13 protein-coding genes are annotated in these 18,250 nt (G+C 74.4%); 2 read left to right on the plus strand and 11 right to left on the minus strand.

What is annotated here, in order from left to right; all coding sequences use genetic code 11:
• Positions 1 to 6: 6 nt before the first annotated feature.
• The 6 genes from ACGFMM_RS26145 to ACGFMM_RS26170 all read right to left on the minus strand — a co-directional run bounded on the left by ACGFMM_RS26145 (position 7) and on the right by ACGFMM_RS26170 (position 10,007).
• A complete protein-coding gene (locus ACGFMM_RS26145) occupies positions 7 to 2,829 on the minus strand; it encodes a TIR-like protein FxsC (RefSeq protein WP_393648870.1) in 2,823 nt (940 codons plus the stop codon).
• Positions 2,822 to 3,793, minus strand: a complete 972-nt coding sequence (locus ACGFMM_RS26150) for an AAA family ATPase (RefSeq protein ID WP_393648871.1) — start codon at positions 3,791 to 3,793, stop codon at positions 2,822 to 2,824. Before ACGFMM_RS26150 ends, ACGFMM_RS26145 begins: the two co-directional genes overlap by 8 nt.
• Positions 3,790 to 5,919, minus strand: a complete 2,130-nt coding sequence (locus tag ACGFMM_RS26155) for a hypothetical protein (RefSeq protein WP_393648872.1) — start codon at positions 5,917 to 5,919, stop codon at positions 3,790 to 3,792. Before ACGFMM_RS26155 ends, ACGFMM_RS26150 begins: the two co-directional genes overlap by 4 nt.
• Positions 5,916 to 6,875 carry a hypothetical protein gene (locus ACGFMM_RS26160; protein ID WP_393648873.1) on the minus strand — a complete coding sequence of 320 codons (960 nt, stop codon included), beginning with the start codon at positions 6,873 to 6,875 and terminating at the stop codon, positions 5,916 to 5,918. The genes ACGFMM_RS26155 and ACGFMM_RS26160 overlap by 4 nt, the downstream gene beginning before the upstream one ends.
• 62 nt (positions 6,876 to 6,937) lie before the next feature.
• Entirely contained in the window at positions 6,938 to 8,347 is a 1,410-nt protein-coding gene (locus ACGFMM_RS26165) for an amidase (protein WP_393648874.1), read from the minus strand.
• A gap of 145 nt (positions 8,348 to 8,492) precedes the next feature.
• On the minus strand, positions 8,493 to 10,007 hold the full coding sequence (locus ACGFMM_RS26170; protein WP_393648875.1) for an NCS1 family nucleobase:cation symporter-1: 1,515 nt from the start codon (positions 10,005 to 10,007) through the stop codon (positions 8,493 to 8,495).
• 175 nt (positions 10,008 to 10,182) lie between these two features.
• On the opposite strand from ACGFMM_RS26170, the gene ACGFMM_RS26175 reads away from it, so the two are divergent.
• A complete protein-coding gene (locus ACGFMM_RS26175) occupies positions 10,183 to 10,824 on the plus strand; it encodes a TetR/AcrR family transcriptional regulator (protein ID WP_393648876.1) in 642 nt (213 codons plus the stop codon).
• 228 nt (positions 10,825 to 11,052) lie between these two features.
• Entirely contained in the window at positions 11,053 to 12,036 is a 984-nt protein-coding gene (locus ACGFMM_RS26180) for an Acg family FMN-binding oxidoreductase (RefSeq protein ID WP_393648877.1), read from the plus strand.
• An 11-nt stretch (positions 12,037 to 12,047) separates the two neighbouring features.
• Here ACGFMM_RS26180 and ACGFMM_RS26185 read toward each other — a convergent pair whose 3' ends face one another.
• The 5 genes from ACGFMM_RS26185 to ACGFMM_RS26205 form a co-directional block, all read right to left on the minus strand.
• Positions 12,048 to 13,064, minus strand: coding sequence for a TIGR03842 family LLM class F420-dependent oxidoreductase (locus ACGFMM_RS26185; protein ID WP_393648878.1), 1,017 nt, complete (start codon positions 13,062 to 13,064; stop codon positions 12,048 to 12,050).
• Positions 13,065 to 13,111: 47 nt separating this feature from the next.
• Positions 13,112 to 14,515 carry a dihydropyrimidinase gene (gene hydA / locus ACGFMM_RS26190; RefSeq protein ID WP_393648879.1) on the minus strand — a complete coding sequence of 468 codons (1,404 nt, stop codon included), beginning with the start codon at positions 14,513 to 14,515 and terminating at the stop codon, positions 13,112 to 13,114.
• A gap of 3 nt (positions 14,516 to 14,518) precedes the next feature.
• Complete coding sequence (locus ACGFMM_RS26195; protein ID WP_393648880.1) at positions 14,519 to 15,814, minus strand: aspartate aminotransferase family protein; 1,296 nt, start codon at positions 15,812 to 15,814, stop codon at positions 14,519 to 14,521.
• Complete coding sequence (locus ACGFMM_RS26200) at positions 15,811 to 16,653, minus strand: nitrilase-related carbon-nitrogen hydrolase (protein ID WP_393648881.1); 843 nt, start codon at positions 16,651 to 16,653, stop codon at positions 15,811 to 15,813. Before ACGFMM_RS26200 ends, ACGFMM_RS26195 begins: the two co-directional genes overlap by 4 nt.
• Before the next feature lie 249 nt (positions 16,654 to 16,902).
• Positions 16,903 to 18,177, minus strand: coding sequence for a UL36 very large tegument protein (locus ACGFMM_RS26205; protein WP_393648882.1), 1,275 nt, complete (start codon positions 18,175 to 18,177; stop codon positions 16,903 to 16,905).
• Positions 18,178 to 18,250 lie beyond the last annotated feature (73 nt).

Below are 18,250 nucleotides of genomic sequence, written 5' to 3' on the forward strand. Positions count from 1 at the left end.
GAGCGGTCAGACCTCCCCGTCCGTCCGCGCCGGCGTCTCGCCGGCGTGGGCGGCCCTGGCCTCGGCGACGGTACGGGCGAGGTGCGGGCCCAGGTCCTCCAGGGTGGCGGGCTCCGCGCCCCCGGGCAGGGCTCCGGCCGCGTAGGGCATGACGCGGGCGAGCAGCTCGCGCAGCTCTCGGCGGGCCGTCACGCACTGGTCGTCGCGGGCGTGGCTGGGGACCACGACCCGTACCCACGGGCACGCGCCCGCGTCCAGGTCGGCGAGGCGGCGGCGCCAGGCGGGGTCGCCGAGGAGCCACGGGTCGAGCAGCAGGACCACCGGGTCCGGGGGCGGCGCGTCCCGCGTCAGCCAGCTCTCGGACTCCTCCCAGGAGCCCACCGTCGCCTCCAGGTTGAGCGAGCGCACCAGGGACGCCGCGACCTGGCCGACGGGGCGACGCGACTCCGGGTGGTACGGGTTCCAGCTCAGCGCGTCCGCGCCGTACGGGTCCGGCGTACGACCCGGCGGGAGCTCGCGCCCGGACGGCGCGGCGACGACCACCCGTACCCGGTCGGACCGGGCGCCGAAGCCGCCGAAGGCGCTGGGAGAGGTGAGGTAGTCGACCGGGGAGCCGGGCGGCAGCTCGCTCTCCTGCGCCACCGTGACGATGCGCTTGGCGAGTTGGTAGACCGCGCGTTCGTACTCCTCGACGTAGGCGCGCAGTTTGATCAGCGAGTACAGCCCCTCGCTCGCGTAGAGGTCGCCGAACTCACGGCCCGGTGCGCCCAGTCGGCGGGCCACGGCGGGCATCGAGTCGTTCGGGACCGGCACCCACAGGGCCGGGACCACGGCGTGGACCGTGTGGTCGCGCTTGGCCTGCTCGTAGATCGTGCGCTGGTCGAAGGCGTACCACTCGCGGCCGCAGGTCTCGCTGGCGAAGTAGCGCGGCGAGTAGAGCGGGACGAAGACCCGGCAGGTCGCGAGCACCTCGCCGAGCCGTTCGGTCCATGTCTCACCGGGGCGGATGTCGCGGTCCATGAAGCCGGCCTGCACCCCGGCGGGCAGGTCGGTCATGGCCATGACGTGGCTGCTCAGGTCGGCGAAGAGCCGCTCGACCCAGAGGTCGGGGTTCGTGCCGTCGCCGTACCGGGCCGCGCGTGCGTAGCTGAGGAAGAAGTACGGCGGCGGGGCGTCCTCGCGTGGGCGTACGAGGCCCGCCGCCGGGCGCAGCGGGCGCGTCCGCGCCTCCTCCGAAGGCCGTTCCCCGCCCCGCAGCACCTCCTGCGCGCGCGTCCACGCGGCGAGCGTCTCCGCGGACTCCGCCGGCTCCGTCGTCACGTCCGCGATCGGGGGCCCCTGGTCCGGGGCGATGGCCTTGTCGCCCTCCGGCGACGGGGTGACCGCGGCGAAGCGGGAGCGGGCGTCCGGGTTCGCGTCGACGAAGCGGGTGATCGCGTCGCGGACCCGGCGGGCGTCCCGGGCGCCGAGGCGGTGCGCCAGGCGTTCGCGGACGCCGGCGTGGAAGCGCAGCACGGGACCGCTGCTCTCCTCCTCGCCCTGGTCGACGGAGACCAGCCCGCCGACCACCACCTCCGCGAGGTCCGCGGGCGTGGCCTCGGGGACCAGCTCCTGGCGGACCAGGTGCAGCAGCGCGACGCTCAGCTCGGCGTACGCGGAGCAGAGCGCGGCCAGGCGGACGGCTGTCGTGGAGGCGCGGTGCAGGAACGACTCGACCAGTTTCTCGCCGTCCAGTTCGGCGTCCTCCAGGACGCCCGGCCGCTCCATCAGCCCCGGCTGCGGCACCAGGACCGCCGCGCAGCCCTCCGGCGCGCCGCGCATCAGCGTGCGGGCCCAGCGGTCCACGGAGCGGGGGGTGAGCGAGACGACGGGCACCGGCACCCAGGGGTCGCGAGTGCTCTCGGCCGCGTACAGGAGCTCTTCGAGCAGCGGCGGTTCGGTGTACGGGAGGCGGGCGTTGGCCGCGCCGGGCCGCGGCGGCGGGGCGGTGCGCACGGCCGGCAGGTCGAGGCCGGAGTGCCTCCAGATCGCCGGCGGCAGCGGGTTGACGAGGACGGTCGGCACCGCGCGGGCCCAGCGGTGGATGCGGTCCCACAGCCGGCTGTCGCCGGTCGCGGTGGCGACGCAGTCGGAGATCACGAGGACGAGGCGCCGGGACTGCGGTTGCGGTAACGCGGGTGCAGCAGCGGGGAGTTCGGGAGCGGGCTCCGGCTCGGGCTCGGGCTCCCAGGTGTTGATCTCCTGGACCCGCAGGGTGCGGAAGACTCCGGTGCTGGCGAGCAGCCGGAGCAGTTCGCCGGTGGTGTCGGCCCAGACGGCCATGGTGGGCGAGCGGTCGAGGACGACGGTCAGGTCGAACCAGCGCTCGGGCGTCGGGCCGAAGACGGGCAGCAGTTCGCCGCTGCGGGCGAAGTCGGCGACGGTGCCGGCGATGTCGAGCTGTTCCCGCCGCCCCTTGCGCCAGGGGCGGCGCAACGGGCGCAGGGCGGTGGCGAGTTCGCGGGCGCGGGGCAGCGCGGCGGCGCGCGGCAGGGAGACCTTGCGCCCGGCGAGCCCGCGGCCCGCGGGCGCGGCCGCGGGCTCGTAGACGGGCTGCCGGGAGTGGTCCCGGCCGGGCCGGGCGGCGTCCCGCGGGTCGACCGCGGGCCGTTCGCCGCCGGTCCCGGTCCGGGCCTCGGGGCGGGCGTCCTCCTCCGGCCCGTCGCCGCCCGACTGCGCCGCCAGCCACAGCAGTTCGGCCAGGGACACGCCGTCGAGGCCCCGCCCCAGCGCGTGGACGGCGCCGACGACGGAGTCCAGGCGCTCCGCCCCGGGCCTCCCGTCAGGCACCGGAGAGGTCCTTCATCAGCAGGGCGATGAGACGGTCGCGTTCGCCCCGGCCGCGAACCTTCGCCGCGCCCTGGGCGTCCCCGTGCAGGAGGTGCAGGGTGCCCAGGAGCTGGTCCACGGCGACGCTCTCGCCCGCCGCCACACGTCGTACGAAGTCGTTCACGAGGTCCGCCTCGGGGCCGGATTCGGATATCTCCAACTGAAGATGCCCGCGCACCACTTCGCGTATCAGGGCGGCCGTGGGTTTCGGCATCGTGTAGCGCACGCAACGGCGCAGAAAGGGCGCGGGGAGCTCCTGTTCGCCGTTGCTGGTCATGACGATGAACGGGAACTCGGTGCACTGGACGTGGCCGCGCTCCACCCGGTACCGGTCCGCGCTGTCCCACATCCGCAGTTCCGCCACGTCCTGGCCCTCGCGCAGCAGTTCGGGGATGCGGAACTCGCCGCGCTCCAGGACCTCCAGGAGGTCGCCGGGCAGGTCGAGGTCGGACTTGTCGATCTCGTCGACGAGCAGGGCGCGCGGCCGCTCCGAGGGCAGCAGGGCGGTGCCGAGCGGGCCGAGGCCGATGAAGGCCGCGATGTCGTCGCCGTCGCCGGTGTCGGCCCCGGCGCGGGCCTTCTCCTGCTGGAGCCGGTGCGCGTGGATGCGGCCGAGGGCGTCGTAGCGGTAGAGCGCCTCGGCGAGCGTGGATCGGGAGGTGATGTGCCAGCGCAGTACGGGTCCGAGGGCCAGCTCGGCGGCCACCTGCTCGACGACCGTGGACTTGCCGGAGCCGGGCGTGCCGGTGATCAGCAGCGGCCGTCTCAGCGCGAGGGCCGCGTTGACGGCCTCGATCAGACCGTCCGGCGGCCGGAACACCTCGGCGGCGGGGCGGCTGGGGAAGGTGCGCCAGGGCGGCGGGTCGGGCAGCCGGGTGTCGGGCCGGCTCGTTCCGTCGCCCCGGTAGTACGCGTTCCAGGTCATGACATCCCTTCGGGAGCGGTGTCGGAGGCACGGGCGGGCGGCGGCCCGTTCCGGAATGCCCCGCAGAAGCGGAGCCAGTCCGGGTCGTCCCAGACGGCCCGGAGGTCGGCGAGGTCGTCGTCGGCCTCCCGGTCGGCCCAGCGGTCCCGGTAGGCGTACGCGAGCGCGGCGGGCATGGCCCACCATTTGCGGTCGAGGCAGCGGTGGCGGTCCTCGGCGCAGCCGGGGTCGGCTCCGGCCGGGTCGTGCGGCCAGAGCAGGACGGGGGTGTAGTGCAGCAGCAGGTCGAGCAGACGCGCGTCGGCGCCGGGGTGGTGGAGCAGGCCGAGGCCGCGCCGGTAGCGGCCGGTGCGGAGTTTGGCGCGCAGTTCCTGCGCCTCGGCGACGTCGTCGCGGCCGAGCCAGTCGACGGGGGCGCGGCGGTCCTCGCCGAGCGGGTGGGAGAGCACGTCCCAGCTGCCGCGGACGACCCGCTCGATGCTGCGCAGCGCCGCGTCGGGGGTGAGCCGGCGGCTCCAGTGGAGTCTCACCTCGTAGCGGATACCCAGAAGTGCGGCGACTCCTGCCTCTTCGGGCCGCCAGTCCAGGAGCAGTCCGGCGGGCAGGGCGATGTCGACGCGCACCAGCGGCAGTCCGAGCGCGGCGCCGTGGTCCTCGGCCCAGGCGGCGGCGTCCTCGACGGCGAGTTCGGCGCCGGCCCGGTCGGCGCTGGGGCAGGCGAAGCGCTCGTGGTGGAGGAGTTCGCCGTCGCGCAGCAGCCAGGCGTCCAGCTCCTCGGGCCAGTCGTCGGCGAGGGCGGCGTGCAGGCTGACGACGAGGGCGAGCCGCTGGTCGTCGACGCGCCGGGCGGCGTACGCGAGCGCGGCGTTGAGTTCGGCGACGGCTCCGCCGCGGGCGCCCCAGGCGTGCAGTTCGGGCGCTTCGGGCGGGCGGCCGCAGACGCGGCCGAGCAGGGCGACGAACTTCGTCAGGCCGGGCCGCCAGTCGTCGTCGGCGGAGGGGTGGTTGAAGACCAGTTCGTCGACGATGTCGACGTCGGTGCGGAGCCGGTCGCCGGACGGCAGCCGGCCCTCGGCGGCGAGCAGGGTGTGCAGGGCGTGCCGCATGCGCGCGGTGGTGAGGTCGGCGCCGAGCCAGCCGCGCAGGAACACGACGGTGCGCACCGCGACGGCGAGCGAGTCGAGTACGGCGAGGGCGTGGCCGCGGGCGGGTGAGGCGGGGTGGGCGAGGACGTCCTCGCGGACGGCGGCGAGGTCGGCCCCGTCGCCGGTCGCGTCGGGAGCGGGCAGCAGCGGGTCGACGGCGCGAAGGGCGGCGGCGAGTTCGTCGAGGGCGAGCCGGCCGCACAGCCCGCCGGGGGCGCGCCGCTCGCGGGCGTTGCGGGCGATCCAGACGGGTGCGCGGGCGGCGCCGTCGGCGTCGTAGTCGAGGCCGGTGACGTCCTGGCCGGGCAGGGCGCCCTTGAGCGCGCGGACGGCGTCGGCGACGCCGAACTCCCGCTCGGCGTCCGGTAGTCCCCGGACGATCAGGTCGGTGAGGCCGCGCGTGAAGGACAGTCCGGTGGCGGGCTGGGTGACGGCGGAGGCCATCAGCAGGGCGAGCCGGGTACGTCCGTTGCGGGTGCCGCCGGTCAGCTCGTGGACGGGGGGCGGTGCGCCGCCGGCGTGACAGGTGTCGACGAGGGCGAGCACGCCGGGTACGCCGGGGTCGTCGGCGGCGTCCGTCAGGAGGTCCCCGACGGCTACGGAGCCGTTGCGGACGTCCTCGACGGACTCCTCCGTCATCAGGTACAGGCTGCTGCTGCGGCCGGGCACGAAGCCGTGGCCGAGGAGGGCGAGGACGAGGACGGCGCGGTGGCGGGCGGCGTGGCGCACGGCGTCGGAGACGGCGGCGCGCACGTCGGCGCTGGTGATGCCGTAGCCGGCGAGCAGCGCGGAGCGGCCGTCGGGCAGTCCGGGGGCGCAGCCGCCGAGGGCGGGGTCGGTGAGCACCTCGTACAGTCCGGCGGCGGCCGGTTCGAGGAGGTCGAGGCGCTCCATCTGCCGGCACTGCGGGGCGATCACGAGGAGGTGGCGGGGGGTGTCGGGGCGGCCGGGCGGGCGGCCGCCGCGCGGGCGGACCGTCATCCGCGGCCCGGGTGCGCGGCGAGCGCCTCGGCCACGGGTCCGGCGACGGCGGCCTGGGCCAGGTACTTGGTGGCGGTGTGCACCCACAGGCCGTCGGAGTCGATGCGGTCGCTGACCGGCCGGACGCCGGACGCGCCGGGTGCGAGGTCGCGTTCGAGGTGGGGGCGTACGGCGATGACGTCGTCGCGGTCCCAGAAGTTGAGCCAGCGGGCGGTGCCGTCGGGGACGGCGGGCGGCTGGGGCCGCAGCCGGGGCAGGACGACGCCGCGCATGGCGAGGGGCGAGCCGAGGGTGACGAACAGCGGGACGTCGGCGTCCCGTTCGTGCAGGGTCTCCAGGGCGACGACGGTGCCGAGGGAGTGCGCGACGACGACGGCGGGGCCGTCGCCGAGGGCCGCGGCGACGCGGGCCCGGATCCGGGCGTCGAGGGTGGCACCGCCGGCGTCGGGCTCGGCGCGGGCCAGGTAGCGGGCCACCTGCCCTAAATGACGGACCATCAGCTTCGGGGTGAGCCACTCCCCCGCGCCGTCCCAGGGGCGCAGCGAGAGCAGGGTGGTGACCACGTTGAGGGCACGGCGCGCCAGGTCCCCCGCGCCCTGCTGCTGTCCGGCCGGCGCCGCCTCGGTACGGGCGTGGGCGAGGATCCGCAGCCCCTCCCGGTCGTCGTCCTCCTCCGCCAACGCGAAGGCCTCGTCGACGAGTTCGCCGACCAGGGCGGCCAGCAGCCCGGCCTCGGCGGTGGCGTCGTCGCCGCCCTGCGCCTGCGGGCGGCCGAAGAGATCGGCGTACGAGACGAAGGCGGCGTGCGCGGCGGGCGCGGCCTCCAGCGACGCGGCGAGCGCGGAGTGCCCGGCGGCCCGCATGCCGGCGGCGAGCGCGCCGGCCCAGTGGGCCAGCTCGGCGGCCGGGTCCCGCGGCCCGCCGATTCCGTGCACGAACACCAGCCGTGGAGCCATCCCCCGCCTCCCCCGCATCAGGACTGTCCCTCCGGCAGGTTAACCGCCGGGGACGGCCCCCGTCACGACTCCGCGAAGGCTGCCGGACGCTTCTCGAACCACCGCAGGTCGTCCTCGAGTTGGGCGGCGAGCGAGACGAGCAGCGGCTCGCTGCCGGCCGGGCCGAGGAGCTGGGCGCCGATCGGGAGCCCGTCGGCCGTGAAGCCGGCCGGGACGTTGACGCCGGGCCAGCCGAGGACGTTCCAGGGCCAGGCGTACGGGCAGGCCGAGGCCATGCTCAGGTCGGTGCGCCAGCCGGGCAGATCGTCGAAGGCCCCGATCCGGGGCGGCGGCACGGCGGTGGTCGGGGCGAGGACGACGTCGTACGTGTCGAAGATCGCGCCGATCCTGCGGTGCTGGCGGGCCTCCCGGCCGCGGGCGGCGCGCAGCGCCCGGCCGCCGAGCAGCCGGCCGGAGCGGGCGGTCTCCCGGGTGCGCGGGTCGAGCAGCCCCGGCTCGGGGTGCCGGCCGGCGTACTCGGCGACGCCGGCGGCAGCCCGGGGCAGGAAGCTCAGGCCGATCAGCCCGTACCGGGGCCGGGCCTCCTCGACGGTGTGGCCGAGCCGGGCGAGCGTGTCGCCGAGGTCGGCGACGGCCCGCCGGACGCCGGGGTGCAGCGGGGTGGGGGTGGCGGTGAAGGGCGGCCGCCAGGCGAGCGCGATCCGCAGCCGGCCGGGTTCGCGGCGGGCCGCGGCGGAGGCGTCCACGGGGGTGGGCTGGAAGCGCTCGCTGGCGTGGGAGCCGGCGACGGCGTCGAGCAGCAGGGCGGCGTCGGCGACGGTGCGGGCGAGCGGGCCGTTGACGGTGAGGCCGTGGAAGCAGTCGTTGTACGGGTGGACGGAGACCCGGCCGCGCTGGGGCTTGATCCCGACGAGGTGGGTCCAGGACGCGGGGATGCGGATGGAGCCCGCGCCGTCGGAGCCGAGGGCGGCGGGCACGAGCCCGGCGGCGACGGCCGCGGCCGAGCCGCCGGAGGAGCCGCCGGGCGTGTGGTCCGGGTTCCACGGGTTGCGGGTGGCGCCGAAGGCATGGCCCTCGGTGAACGGCCACTGGCCGAGCTCGCAGGAGTTCGTCTTGCCGACGATCACCGCGCCGGCCGCGCGCAGCCGCCGTACCGCCTCGCCGTCCTGTTCCACGGCGGGGAGGTCTCCGGCACAGCCGAAGGCGGTGGGCAGACCGGCGACGTCGGTGTCGTCCTTGACGGCCATCGGCACGCCGAGCAGCGGCAGCACCTCGCCCCGGGCGAGCCGCCGGTCGGCCTCCGCGGCCTCTTCGAGCGCGGCCTCCGGGCGGGTGACGCGGAAGGCGTTGAGGGTGGGCTGGGCGGCCTCGATGCGGTCCAGGGCGGACTGCACGAGGGCGGCCGAGGTGACCGTCCCGTCCGCCAACTGCCGGGCCATTTCGGCCAGTCCGGTGTGTTCGACCGCGGTCACGGCAGCCCCCCCCTCGTCATGTCGGCTGCCGGAACCCTACTGGAGCGTAACCTTGCTGTCAGCCCCTGTCCGCGGTGGGCGGGAACGGGGCTTCAGGGCGGAAACGGGCCTTCAGGACGGGAACGGGCCCGGAAACGAGGTCCGGTCAGCCGCGCCGCGGACGCCGTCCCGCCATGAGCGCGGTGTACAGCAGCAGCGAGGCCGTGAGGCCCACGGCCCAGCCGTAGTCGGCGAGCGGCTTCAGGAACGGGATCAGGCCGTCCGCGGGGAACAGACCCTTGCCGGGGGCCGAGTGGGAGCCGCCGACGGCGAGGACGCCGCCGACCGTGAAGGCGAGGACGGCCGCCGGGTTCCAGCCCGCCGCGTACCAGTAGCGGCCGCCCGGGCGGTACAGGTCGGCGAGGTCGAGGACCGTGCGCCGCACCAGCCAGTAGTCCGCGATGAGGATGCCGGCGACCGTACCGAGCAGTCCGCCGACCAGGCCCAGCCAGGTGAAGATGTACAGCTCGGGCGTCTCGGTCAGCTTCCACGGCATGATCAGCACGCCCACGACGCCCGTGATCAGCGCCCCGGTACGGAAGTTGACGAGGCGTGGGGCGAGGTTGGCGAGGTCGTACGCGGGCGAGACCACGTTGGCCGCGAGGTTCACCGAGATCGTCGCGACGAGCACGGTCACCAGCGCGAACAGCAGCCCGAAGACGTTGTCGGTCTTCGCGGCCAGCGCCACCGGGTCCCAGACCGGCGCGCCGTACACCGCCTGCGAGCCGGAGGTGACGAGCACCGAGAGCAGCGCGAACAGCGTCATGGTCGTGGGCAACCCGAGGCTCTGGCCGAGGACTTGGGAGCGCTGCCCGGCGCCGAAGCGGGTGAAGTCGGGGATGTTGAGCGAGAGCGTCGACCAGAACGCGATCATGCCCATGAGGGAGGGGAAGAAGACCGGCCAGAACTCCGCGCCCCAGCCCAGCTTCGACGGCTGGTCGAGCAGCGGGCCGAAGCCGCCGGCCTTGACCGCGATCCAGATCAGGAGCACCAGCGCGCCGACGATGACGAACGGCGCGGCCCAGTTCTCGAAGCGGCGCAGCGCCTCCATCCCCCGGTAGATGATGGCGAGTTCGAGCGCCCAGAAGAGTACGAAGCAGAGCCACAGCGTCCACGGCTGGCCGCCGATCTCGCCCGCCTCCGCCCAGCCGCCGAAGATCTTGCCGAGCAGCACGAAGATGCCCTGGCCGCCGATCCAGGTCTGGATGCCGAACCAGGCGCAGGCCACGCCGGCCCGGATCAGCGCGGGCAGGTTCGCGCCGCGCAGCCCGAACGAGGCGCGGGCGAGGACCGGGAAGGGGATGCCGTACTTGGGGCCGGCGTGCCCGGTCAGCAGCATCGGCAGCAGCACGATGACGTTGGCGAGCGCGATGGTGAACACGGCTTGTTTCCAGTCCATGCCGAGGGCGACGAGGCCGGAGGCGAGCAGCCAGGACGGGATGTTGTGGGCCATGCCGACCCAGAGCGCGGCGAAGTTGTAGGTGGTCCAGCGGCGCCGGGCGACGGGGACGGGGAGCAGGTCGTCGTTGACGAAACGGCTGTCGGCGAGGACCTCGTCGGGCGCGAGTTCGACCCGCCCGTCGGTCGTGCCGGTTCTGTCGGAGGGAGTGGTCGCGGTCATCGGCGGAACCCTTCGTTCGGGAGGGGAACGAGGCGGAACGAGGCCGTGCGGAGTGCGGGGGGTCCGACGAATGTACGCGCGTAGCGCGCCCGGCACCATGGGTTGATACGATCCCGAATCGCCATCAGGTTCGACAGATCTCCCGGACGGGAGCGCCTTCACGGGGAGGTCTCCCATGGACAGCCCGGATCCCGCGGGGCGACGGCCCGCGCGCGAGGGCGCCGGCCGCCCCGCCACCGTGCAGCGCCGCAGGCTGGAACGCGAGAAGGCCATCCTCGACGCCGCCGAGAAACTGCTCGCCGAACAGGGCTACGAGGCCGCCACGCTCAAGGGCATCGGCGAGCGGGCCGGCATCCCGACCGCGTCGGTCTACCACTACTACGCCGACCGCCACGAGGTCGACGCCGAGCTCGTCCGGCGCCACCTCCGCGCCCTGGACGAGCTCGTCGAGACGGCGCTGAACGACCCCGGGGTGGACACCCTGCAGGACGTCATCGACGCCGTGGTCGAGCCGCAGCTCGCGTACCACCGCCGGCACCAGAGCTTCGTCGTCCTCTGGTACGCGGGCGCCGGCCCGGCGCTCACCGAGCTCGCGCGCGCCCACAGGACGGCGCAGGCCGAGCAGCTCTGGCGCCTCCTGCTGACCCGCGAACTCGTCCTGCCCGACACTCCCCTGCACGCCGTCGAGGTCGCCTTCGAGGCCGGCGACCGCCTCTTCGACGTCGCCTTCCGACGCTCGCCCGGCGGCGACGCGACCACGATCAGGGAGGCCCGACGGCTGGTCACCGCCTACCTGGAGACCTACGCCACGCAATGACCCCGCCACGGGTCGTGACGGCCGGCGCCGTCACCGTCACGGGACCGCCGCACCGGCCCCGGCAGGGGCTGAACGGCCCTGGCGGGCGGCGGCCGGTCGGGGGACAGTGGGAGAAGAGGGGCGGTCCCCCGCCCGGACTCCCGGCAGCGAGACCCGGAGGGCGGACGGCGCCCCCCGACGGTCCGCCCATCGGTGTGCCCGGCCGTGCACCCACAGACAGGACGAACGATGTCCACCACCGCTCCGACCCGACCGCTCGTGACCGCGCTGGTCGCCGACGCCGTCACCGCCCCGTCGATGCACAACGCCCAGCCGTGGAGATTCGTGCACCGGACGGGCACGGACACCGTCGAGCTCCACGGCGATCCCACGCGCGAACTGCCCCGTGAGGACCCCGACCACCGCGCCCTCCACCTCGGCTGCGGCGCCGCCCTGTTCGGCCTGCGGGTCGCCGCCGCGCACCGGGGCCTGCGCACGGAGACCCGGCTGCTGCCCGATCCCGAAGACCCCTGGCACCTTGCCGACGTGCGGCTCCTCGCCGGGGAGGACGAGGAACTGGCCGGGCTCTGGCCCGCACTGCGGGAGCGGCACACGAGCCGCTTCCCGTTCTCCGAGGAGCGCATCCCCTCCGAGCTCCTCGACGCGCTCGCGGCCGCCGCTCTCCTGGAGGGCTGTCGGCTGGTCGTGCCGGGCGACTGGCACGCCGACACCGTGATGGAGCTCGTCCGCGAGTCCGAGCTGTTCGAGGCGGCGGACGAGGCCGTCCGCGCGGAGATCGCCGCCTGGACGCGTACGGGCGCCGCCGACGAGGGCCCGCAGACCGAGGGGATCCCCGCGTACGCCTTCGGCCCGCGCCAGTACGACGTCACCTCCCCGGTCCGGGACTTCGACGCGCAGCGCCGCGACGCCGGCCGCGGCTCGGTGCGCTTCGAGCAGCGGCCCCAGCTGGCCCTGCTCGGCACGGGCGAGGACACCCCGGCGGACTGGCTGCGGGCCGGCCAGGCGCTGCAGCGGGTCCTGCTCCAGGCCACCCTCGACGGCCTCTCCACATCGCTGATGTCCCAGCCGCTGGAGTGGCCCGAGCTCCGTTCCCAGACGCGGGACCCGGGTTCCGCCATGGGCCACGTTCACATGGTGCTCCGCCTGGGGTACGGACCACGGGGCGGGGCCACGCCCCGCCGTCCGGTCTCCGAGGTGCTCGCCTTCGAGTGACGGGGTGCGGGTCAGCCGCCGAGGGCGGGGATGATGTCGGAGCCGTAGGCGTCGATGGTGGCCTCCTTCGCGTCGTGCATGTCGTAGACGGCGAACTGGTCGACGCCGAGGTCGCGGAGGTGCCGCAGCTTCTCGAGGTGGGCCTCCGCCGGGCCGAGGAGGCAGAAGCGGTCGACGATCTCGTCGGGGACGAACTCGGTGTCGGGGTTTCCGGCGCGGCCGTGGTGGCTGTAGTCGTAGCCGTGCCGGTCCTTGATGTACGCGGTGAGCGCGTCGGGCACCATGCCGGAGTGCTCGCCGTACCGGGCGACCAGGTCGGCGACGTGGTTGCCGACCATGCCGCCGAACCAGCGGCACTGGTCCCGGGCGTGTGCCAGGGCCTCGGGCGAGTCGTCCTCGGTCACGTACGCGGGGGCCGCGACGCAGATGGTGAGCGCGTCCGGGTCGCGGCCGGCGTCCGTGGCGGCCTGTCGTACGGCCTTGACCATCCACTCGGTGAGGAACGGGTCGGCGAGCTGGAGGATGAAGCCGTCGGCCTTCTGCCCGGCCAGCGCGAGGGCCTTGGGCCCGTACGCGGCCATCCACACCGGCAGCCTGCCGTCCCGGACCCACGGGAGCCGGATCGGGTTGCCGTCCACCTCCGCCTCGCGTCCCTCGGCGAGGTCCCGGATGACGCCGATGGCCTCGCCGAGCCGGGCCAGGGTGTTGGGCTTGCGCCCGGCGACGCGCATGGCGGAGTCGCCGCGGCCGATGCCGCAGACGGTGCGGTTGCCGTACATCTCGTTCAGGGTGGCGAAGGTGGAGGCCGTCACCTCCCACGTACGGGTGCCGGGGTTGGTCACCATCGGGCCGACGTGGAGCTTCGTGGTGTGCTCCAGGATCCGGCTGTAGATGACGAAGGGCTCCTGCCACAGGACGGCGGAGTCGAAGGTCCAGCCGTAGCGGAAGCCGTTGCGCTCCGCGCGCCGCATCAGCCCGACGACCTGCGAGGCGGGCGGGTCGGTCTGCAGGACGAGTCCGAAGTCCACGACGGGACCTCCTGGTTCGGTTCGGTACAACTCGGCTCGGTACAGGGTCAGTTCAGGTACTGACAGGTGGCGCGCGGGGTGAAGACGCCGTGACCGGCGCGGCCCTTGTACGCGCGCTGCTCGATGACGGGCTCGCCCCGGGAGAGGACGGTCTCGACCTGGCCGGTGACGGTCCTCCCCTCGTACGCCGAGTAGTCGACGTTCATGTGATGGGTCTCGGCCGACAGGGTCTGCGTGGCGTGCGGGTCGTAGATGACGATGTCGGCGTCCGCGCCGGGCGCGATCGTGCCCTTCTTCGGGTACAGGCCGAACATCCGCGCCGGGGTGGCGCAGGCGATCTCGATCCAGCGGCGACGGGAGATGTGCCCGTCGACTACGGCCTGGTGGAGCAGGTCCATGCGGTTCTCGACGCCCGGCAGGCCGTTGGGGATCTTCGAGAAGTCGCCCCGGCCCAGCTCCTTCTGGCCGACGAAGCAGAAGGGGCAGTGGTCGGTGGAGACGACCTGGAGGTCGTTGGTCCGCAGGCCCCGCCACAGGGCCGCCTGGTGCTCCCTGGGCCGCAGCGGCGTGGAGCACACGTACTTGGCGCCCTCGAAGTCCGGCTCCGCGAGGTTGTCCGTCGACAGGAACAGGTACTGCGGGCAGGTCTCCCCGAAGACCGGCAGCCCCTTGTCGCGGGCGGTGGCCAGTTCGGCCACGGCCTCCTCCGCCGACACGTGCACCACGTACAGCGGCGCACCGGCGACCCGCGCCAGCTGGATGGCGCGGTGGGTGGCCTCGGCCTCCAGCAGCGCCTTGCGGACCTCGCCGTGGTACCGGGGGTCGGTCTCGCCGCGGGCCAGGGCCTGTTCGACGAGGACGTCGATGGCGATGCCGTTCTCCGCGTGCATCATGATCAGCCCGCCGTTGGCGGCGGAGCGCTGCATGGCGCGCAGGATCTGCCCGTCGTCGCTGTAGAAGACGCCGGGGTAGGCCATGAACAGCTTGAAGGAGCTGATGCCTTCGGCGACGAGGTGGTCCATCTCCTTGAGGGTGGTCTCGTTGACGTCGGAGAGGATCATGTGGAAGCCGTAGTCGATCGCGCAGTTGGCGTCGGCCTTGGCGTACCAGGCGTCGAGGCCCTCGCGCAGCGAGTGGCCTACGGTCTGGACGGCGAAGTCCACGATGGTGGTGGTGCCGCCCCAGGCGGCGGCGCGGGTGCCGGTCTCGAAGGTGTCGGAGGCGAAGGTGCCGCCGAACGGCAGTTCCATGTGGGTGTGGGCGTCGACGCCGCCCGGGATGACGTACCGGTCGGTGGCGTCGATGATCCGGCCGGCCGTCCAGCCGGCGGCGACGTCGGAGCCGTGGGCGGCGAGGGCGGCGATGCGGCCGTCCTCGACGAGGACGTCGGCGTGGACCTCGTCCGCGGCGGTGATGACGAGACCGCCGCGGATCAGCGTACGGGTGGTCATGGGTCAGGCCCCCTCGTCCTGGACGGAGCGCAGCGCCTCTTCGAGGATGCCCGCGCCTTCCTCGGCCTCGCCGACGGTGAGCGAGAGCGGCGGGGCGATGCGCAGCGCGGTGGTGTGGTGGCCGCCGCCCTTGCCGAGCAGCAGTCCGCGTTCACGGGCGGCCTCCAGGACGGCGGAGGCGACGTCCGGATCCGGTTCGTCGGTGCCGGGGCGGACCATTTCGAGGCCGATCATCAGGCCGCGGCCGCGGACCTCGCGGACGAACTCGACTCCCGCGACGGCGGAGCGCAGCCGTTCGATGAGCAGTCCGCCGACGCGGCGGGCGTTGCCCTGGAGGTCGTTGTCCTGGAGGTGGGCGAGATTGGCGAGGCCGGCGGCCATGGTGATCGGCGAACCGCCGAAGGTGGAGATGGAGTTGGCGTCGAGACTGTTCATGATCTCGGCGCGGGCGACGACTCCGCCGATCGCCATGCCGTTGCCGATGCCCTTGGCGAAGGTGAGCATGTCGGGTGGTCCGGCCTGGCCGTGGGCCTGCCAGCCCCAGAAGTGGTCGCCGGTGCGGCCCCAGCCGGTCTGCACCTCGTCGGAGATCCACAGGATGCCGTGCCGGTCGAGGACCCGGCGGAAGGCGGCGTAGAGGCCGTCGGGCGGGGAGGTGAAGCCGCCGACGCCCTGGATCGGCTCGGCGATCAGGGCGGCGGGCGCGCGGGTGTGGCCGAGCAGGTCCTCCAGGTCGGCGACGCAGGCGTCGACGAACCGCTCGTCGGTGTACTGGGCGTAGGGCCCGCGGGTGCGGACGCCGCCGTGCACGTACAGGGTCTGGAGCGGGGAGAGGCCGGTCGGGGACCAGGCGCGGTTGCCGGTGATGCCGACGGTGGAGAAGGAACGCCCGTGGTAGCTGTTGCGCATCGCCAGGATCTGGTTCGAGCGGCGGTACGCGGTGGCCAGGAGCAGGGCGGTGTCGTTGGCCTCGGTCCCGGAGGTGGTGAAGAAGACCCGGGCGTCGGGGATGCCGGACAGGGCCGCGATCCGCTCGGCGAGCTCCACCATGGGTCGGTTGAGGTAGAGCGTGGAGGAGTGGATGATCCGTCCGGCCTGCTCGGCGACGGCCTTGGTGACCTCGGGCAGCGCGTGGGCGGTCATGGTGGTGAGGATGCCGCCGAAGAAGTCCAGGTAGCGGTTTCCGTCGGCGTCCCAGACGTGCCGGCCCTCGCCGTGGGTGAGCTCGATGGGGTCGCGGTAGTACAGCGCGAGCCAGTCGGGCGCGACGGCGCGGTGCCGCTCGTACAGACTGCTCACGGCTGCACCAGCCCGTCGTAGGCGTCGGGGCGGCGGTCGCGGTAGAACGCCCACTGCCGGCGGACCTCTTCGATGAGGTCGAAGTCCAGATCGCGGACGAGGAGTTCCTCCTCCTTGTCGGAGGCGGCCTCGCCGACGGTCTGCCCGCGGGGGTCGACGAAGTACGAGGTGCCGTAGAAGTCGTTGTCGCCGTACTCCTCCTGGCCGACGCGGTTGATCGCGGCGACGAAGTACTCGTTGGCGACGGCGGCGGCGGGCTGTTCCAGCTGCCAGAGGTAGGCGGAAAGGCCGCGCGAGGTGGCCGACGGGTTGTACACCAACTGGGCTCCGCCGAGGCCGAGTTGACGCCAGCCCTCGGGGAAGTGGCGGTCGTAGCAGATGTACACGCCGACCTTGCCGACGGCGGTGTCGAAGACCGGCCAGCCGGCGTTCCCCGGGCGGAAGTAGTACTTCTCCCAGAAGCCCTTGACCTGCGGGATGTGATGCTTGCGGTACTTGCCGAGGTAGGTGCCGTCGGCGTCGATCACGGCGGCGGTGTTGTAGTAGAAACCGGCGCTCTCGACCTCGAAGACGGGGACGACGATCACCATCCCGGTCTCCCGGGCGAGCGCCTGCATCCGGACCACGGTCGGGCCGTCGGGGACGGGCTCGGCCCACTTGTAGTGCTCGGGATCCTGGACCTGGCAGAAGTAGGGGGCGTTGAACACCTCCTGGAATCCGATCACCTTCGCGCCCTGGCGGGCGGCCTCGCGGGCGTGTTCCTCGTGCTTGGCGATCATGGATTCGGTGTCGCCGGTCCAGGTCGCCTGGACGAGCGCGGCGCGTACGACGTGGGACATGAGCTGCTCCTTCGGCGCGGCGTCAGAGAGCCTCTACGCCCGTAGACAACGGGCGTAGGAGGAGAACGTAAGCCCCGTCACACCCCGGAGCAAGACCACCGCCGGGAAGCGGCGGAGTCGATCATGTTTCATACCCGAGTGGTCCACGTCCGACACCTACCGACACGTACTGATAGGTACCGAACGCCGTCGGTCCGGTCGGCCGCGGCCCCGCGCCGCCGGCTCGGACCTCCGACTCGGACCGCCGGCTCAGACCGTCGGGAGGCCGGCCGCGCGCAGGGCGTGGAGCAGGGCCGGCTCGTGGGCCGGGGCCGCGGCGCGGACGGCGGCGAGGAGCAGGGGGACGAGGTGGGCGGGGTGCGCGAGGGCGAACCCGGCGGCCTCCTCGGGCGAACGGGTCCGGACCAGCGCGGCGAGCAGGGTACGGGTCTCCTTAGCACGCCCGGCGGCCTCCAGGGCCGCCACGGCCTCGGCCAGCTCGGCGACGGGCCGCGCGACGCCCTGGCGCAGCAGCTGCTCGCAGTCCTCGGCCAGGCCGGAGTCGGCGAGCGCGCCCACGACGGCGGCGTACGGCTGCGGCGGCAGCGAGGCGGCCTCCCAGAGCAGCGTGGTCCAGTCGGCGGCGAGCCCGGCGCGGTGCAGTTCGCGGGCGAGCGCGGGCAGCCAGCCGGGCGGGCCGGCGAGCGCCTCGCAGAGCAGCGCGTGCGCCTCGCCGCTGCGGCCCTGGGACCGCAGCCGCTGGAGCGCGTACACGGCGTTCCCGGCGGCCCGCGCGGCCCCGGCTTCGTCGACGGGCGCGGCGCTCGTGGGCGGAGGCGAGGACGTCGCCGACGAAGCATCCGGCGCTCCCCCGAAGCGCGCCCCGCGCGGCGGCGCGGCCTGGGCGGCGGGCAGCACGGGCGCGGCGGTCGTCCCGCCCTCGTCCTCGCCCTCCTCCAGCCAGGCGTACCTCGCGCCCCGCGGCCTGCGCCGGCCGGGCTCGGCCGGCGGCGGGGACGGCGGGAGCGAGGGCGGCAGGGACGGCGGCGGCGGAAGCGGGGGCTCAGCCACGACCGCCAGGCGGGCGCTCAGTTCCGCGACGCGGGCGGCGGCGCGGGCCCCGTCGTCGCGGGCCCAGGACAGCTCCGCCGACAGCCCGGCGGCCTCGGCGGGCGGGGCGGTGTGCAGCCGGACGGCGAGGTCCTGGGCGCGCGCCTCCGCGGCCCGGCGCTCCCCGTCCATCAGGGTCCGCCGGTCCCGCAGCGCCTCGGCCCCGCCGGGCCGGCGGTCGTACGCGGCCGCGGCCGCCGCGTGCAGGGACCGGGCGTGCCCGACGGCCTCCGGGGGCTGCCCGAGGTCCCGCAGCAGCGATTCGACGACGTCCCAGGGCAGGATCTCGACCCCGTCGAGACAGGCCCGCAGCCCTTCGGGGTCGCGCGCGGCGAACACCCCGTACCACCCGGCGTCCGGGGTCGAGCGCGCCTCGACGTCGCGCAGGAAGCGCACGAACGCGCCGATCTCCACCGTCTGTTGATGCACCGTCATGACACCGTCCGCCCGTCGACTGGAATCCGCCGGTCCGGGTGGCATTGGACCTCAGTCGTGTTACGGGACGGCT

Origin of the sequence: Streptomyces sp. NPDC048604, assembly GCF_043199435.1 — a bacterium.
Taxonomy (GTDB): domain Bacteria; phylum Actinomycetota; class Actinomycetes; order Streptomycetales; family Streptomycetaceae; genus Streptomyces.

What these genes read in the sequence shown, in the direction of transcription:
- ACGFMM_RS26160 (WP_393648873.1), bottom strand. Translation starts at nt 6,875, where the DNA reads ATGGCTCCACGGCTGGTGTTCGTGCACGGAATCGGCGGGCCGCGGGAC.
- ACGFMM_RS26155 (WP_393648872.1), bottom strand. Translation starts at nt 5,919, where the DNA reads ATGACGGTCCGCCCGCGCGGCGGCCGCCCGCCCGGCCGCCCCGACACC.
- ACGFMM_RS26175 (WP_393648876.1), top strand. Translation starts at nt 10,183, where the DNA reads ATGGACAGCCCGGATCCCGCGGGGCGACGGCCCGCGCGCGAGGGCGCC.
- ACGFMM_RS26200 (WP_393648881.1), bottom strand. Translation starts at nt 16,653, where the DNA reads ATGTCCCACGTCGTACGCGCCGCGCTCGTCCAGGCGACCTGGACCGGC.
- ACGFMM_RS26205 (WP_393648882.1), bottom strand. Translation starts at nt 18,177, where the DNA reads ATGACGGTGCATCAACAGACGGTGGAGATCGGCGCGTTCGTGCGCTTC.
- ACGFMM_RS26170 (WP_393648875.1), bottom strand. Translation starts at nt 10,007, where the DNA reads ATGACCGCGACCACTCCCTCCGACAGAACCGGCACGACCGACGGGCGG.
- ACGFMM_RS26180 (WP_393648877.1), top strand. Translation starts at nt 11,053, where the DNA reads ATGTCCACCACCGCTCCGACCCGACCGCTCGTGACCGCGCTGGTCGCC.
- ACGFMM_RS26150 (WP_393648871.1), bottom strand. Translation starts at nt 3,793, where the DNA reads ATGACCTGGAACGCGTACTACCGGGGCGACGGAACGAGCCGGCCCGAC.
- hydA (WP_393648879.1), bottom strand. Translation starts at nt 14,515, where the DNA reads ATGACCACCCGTACGCTGATCCGCGGCGGTCTCGTCATCACCGCCGCG.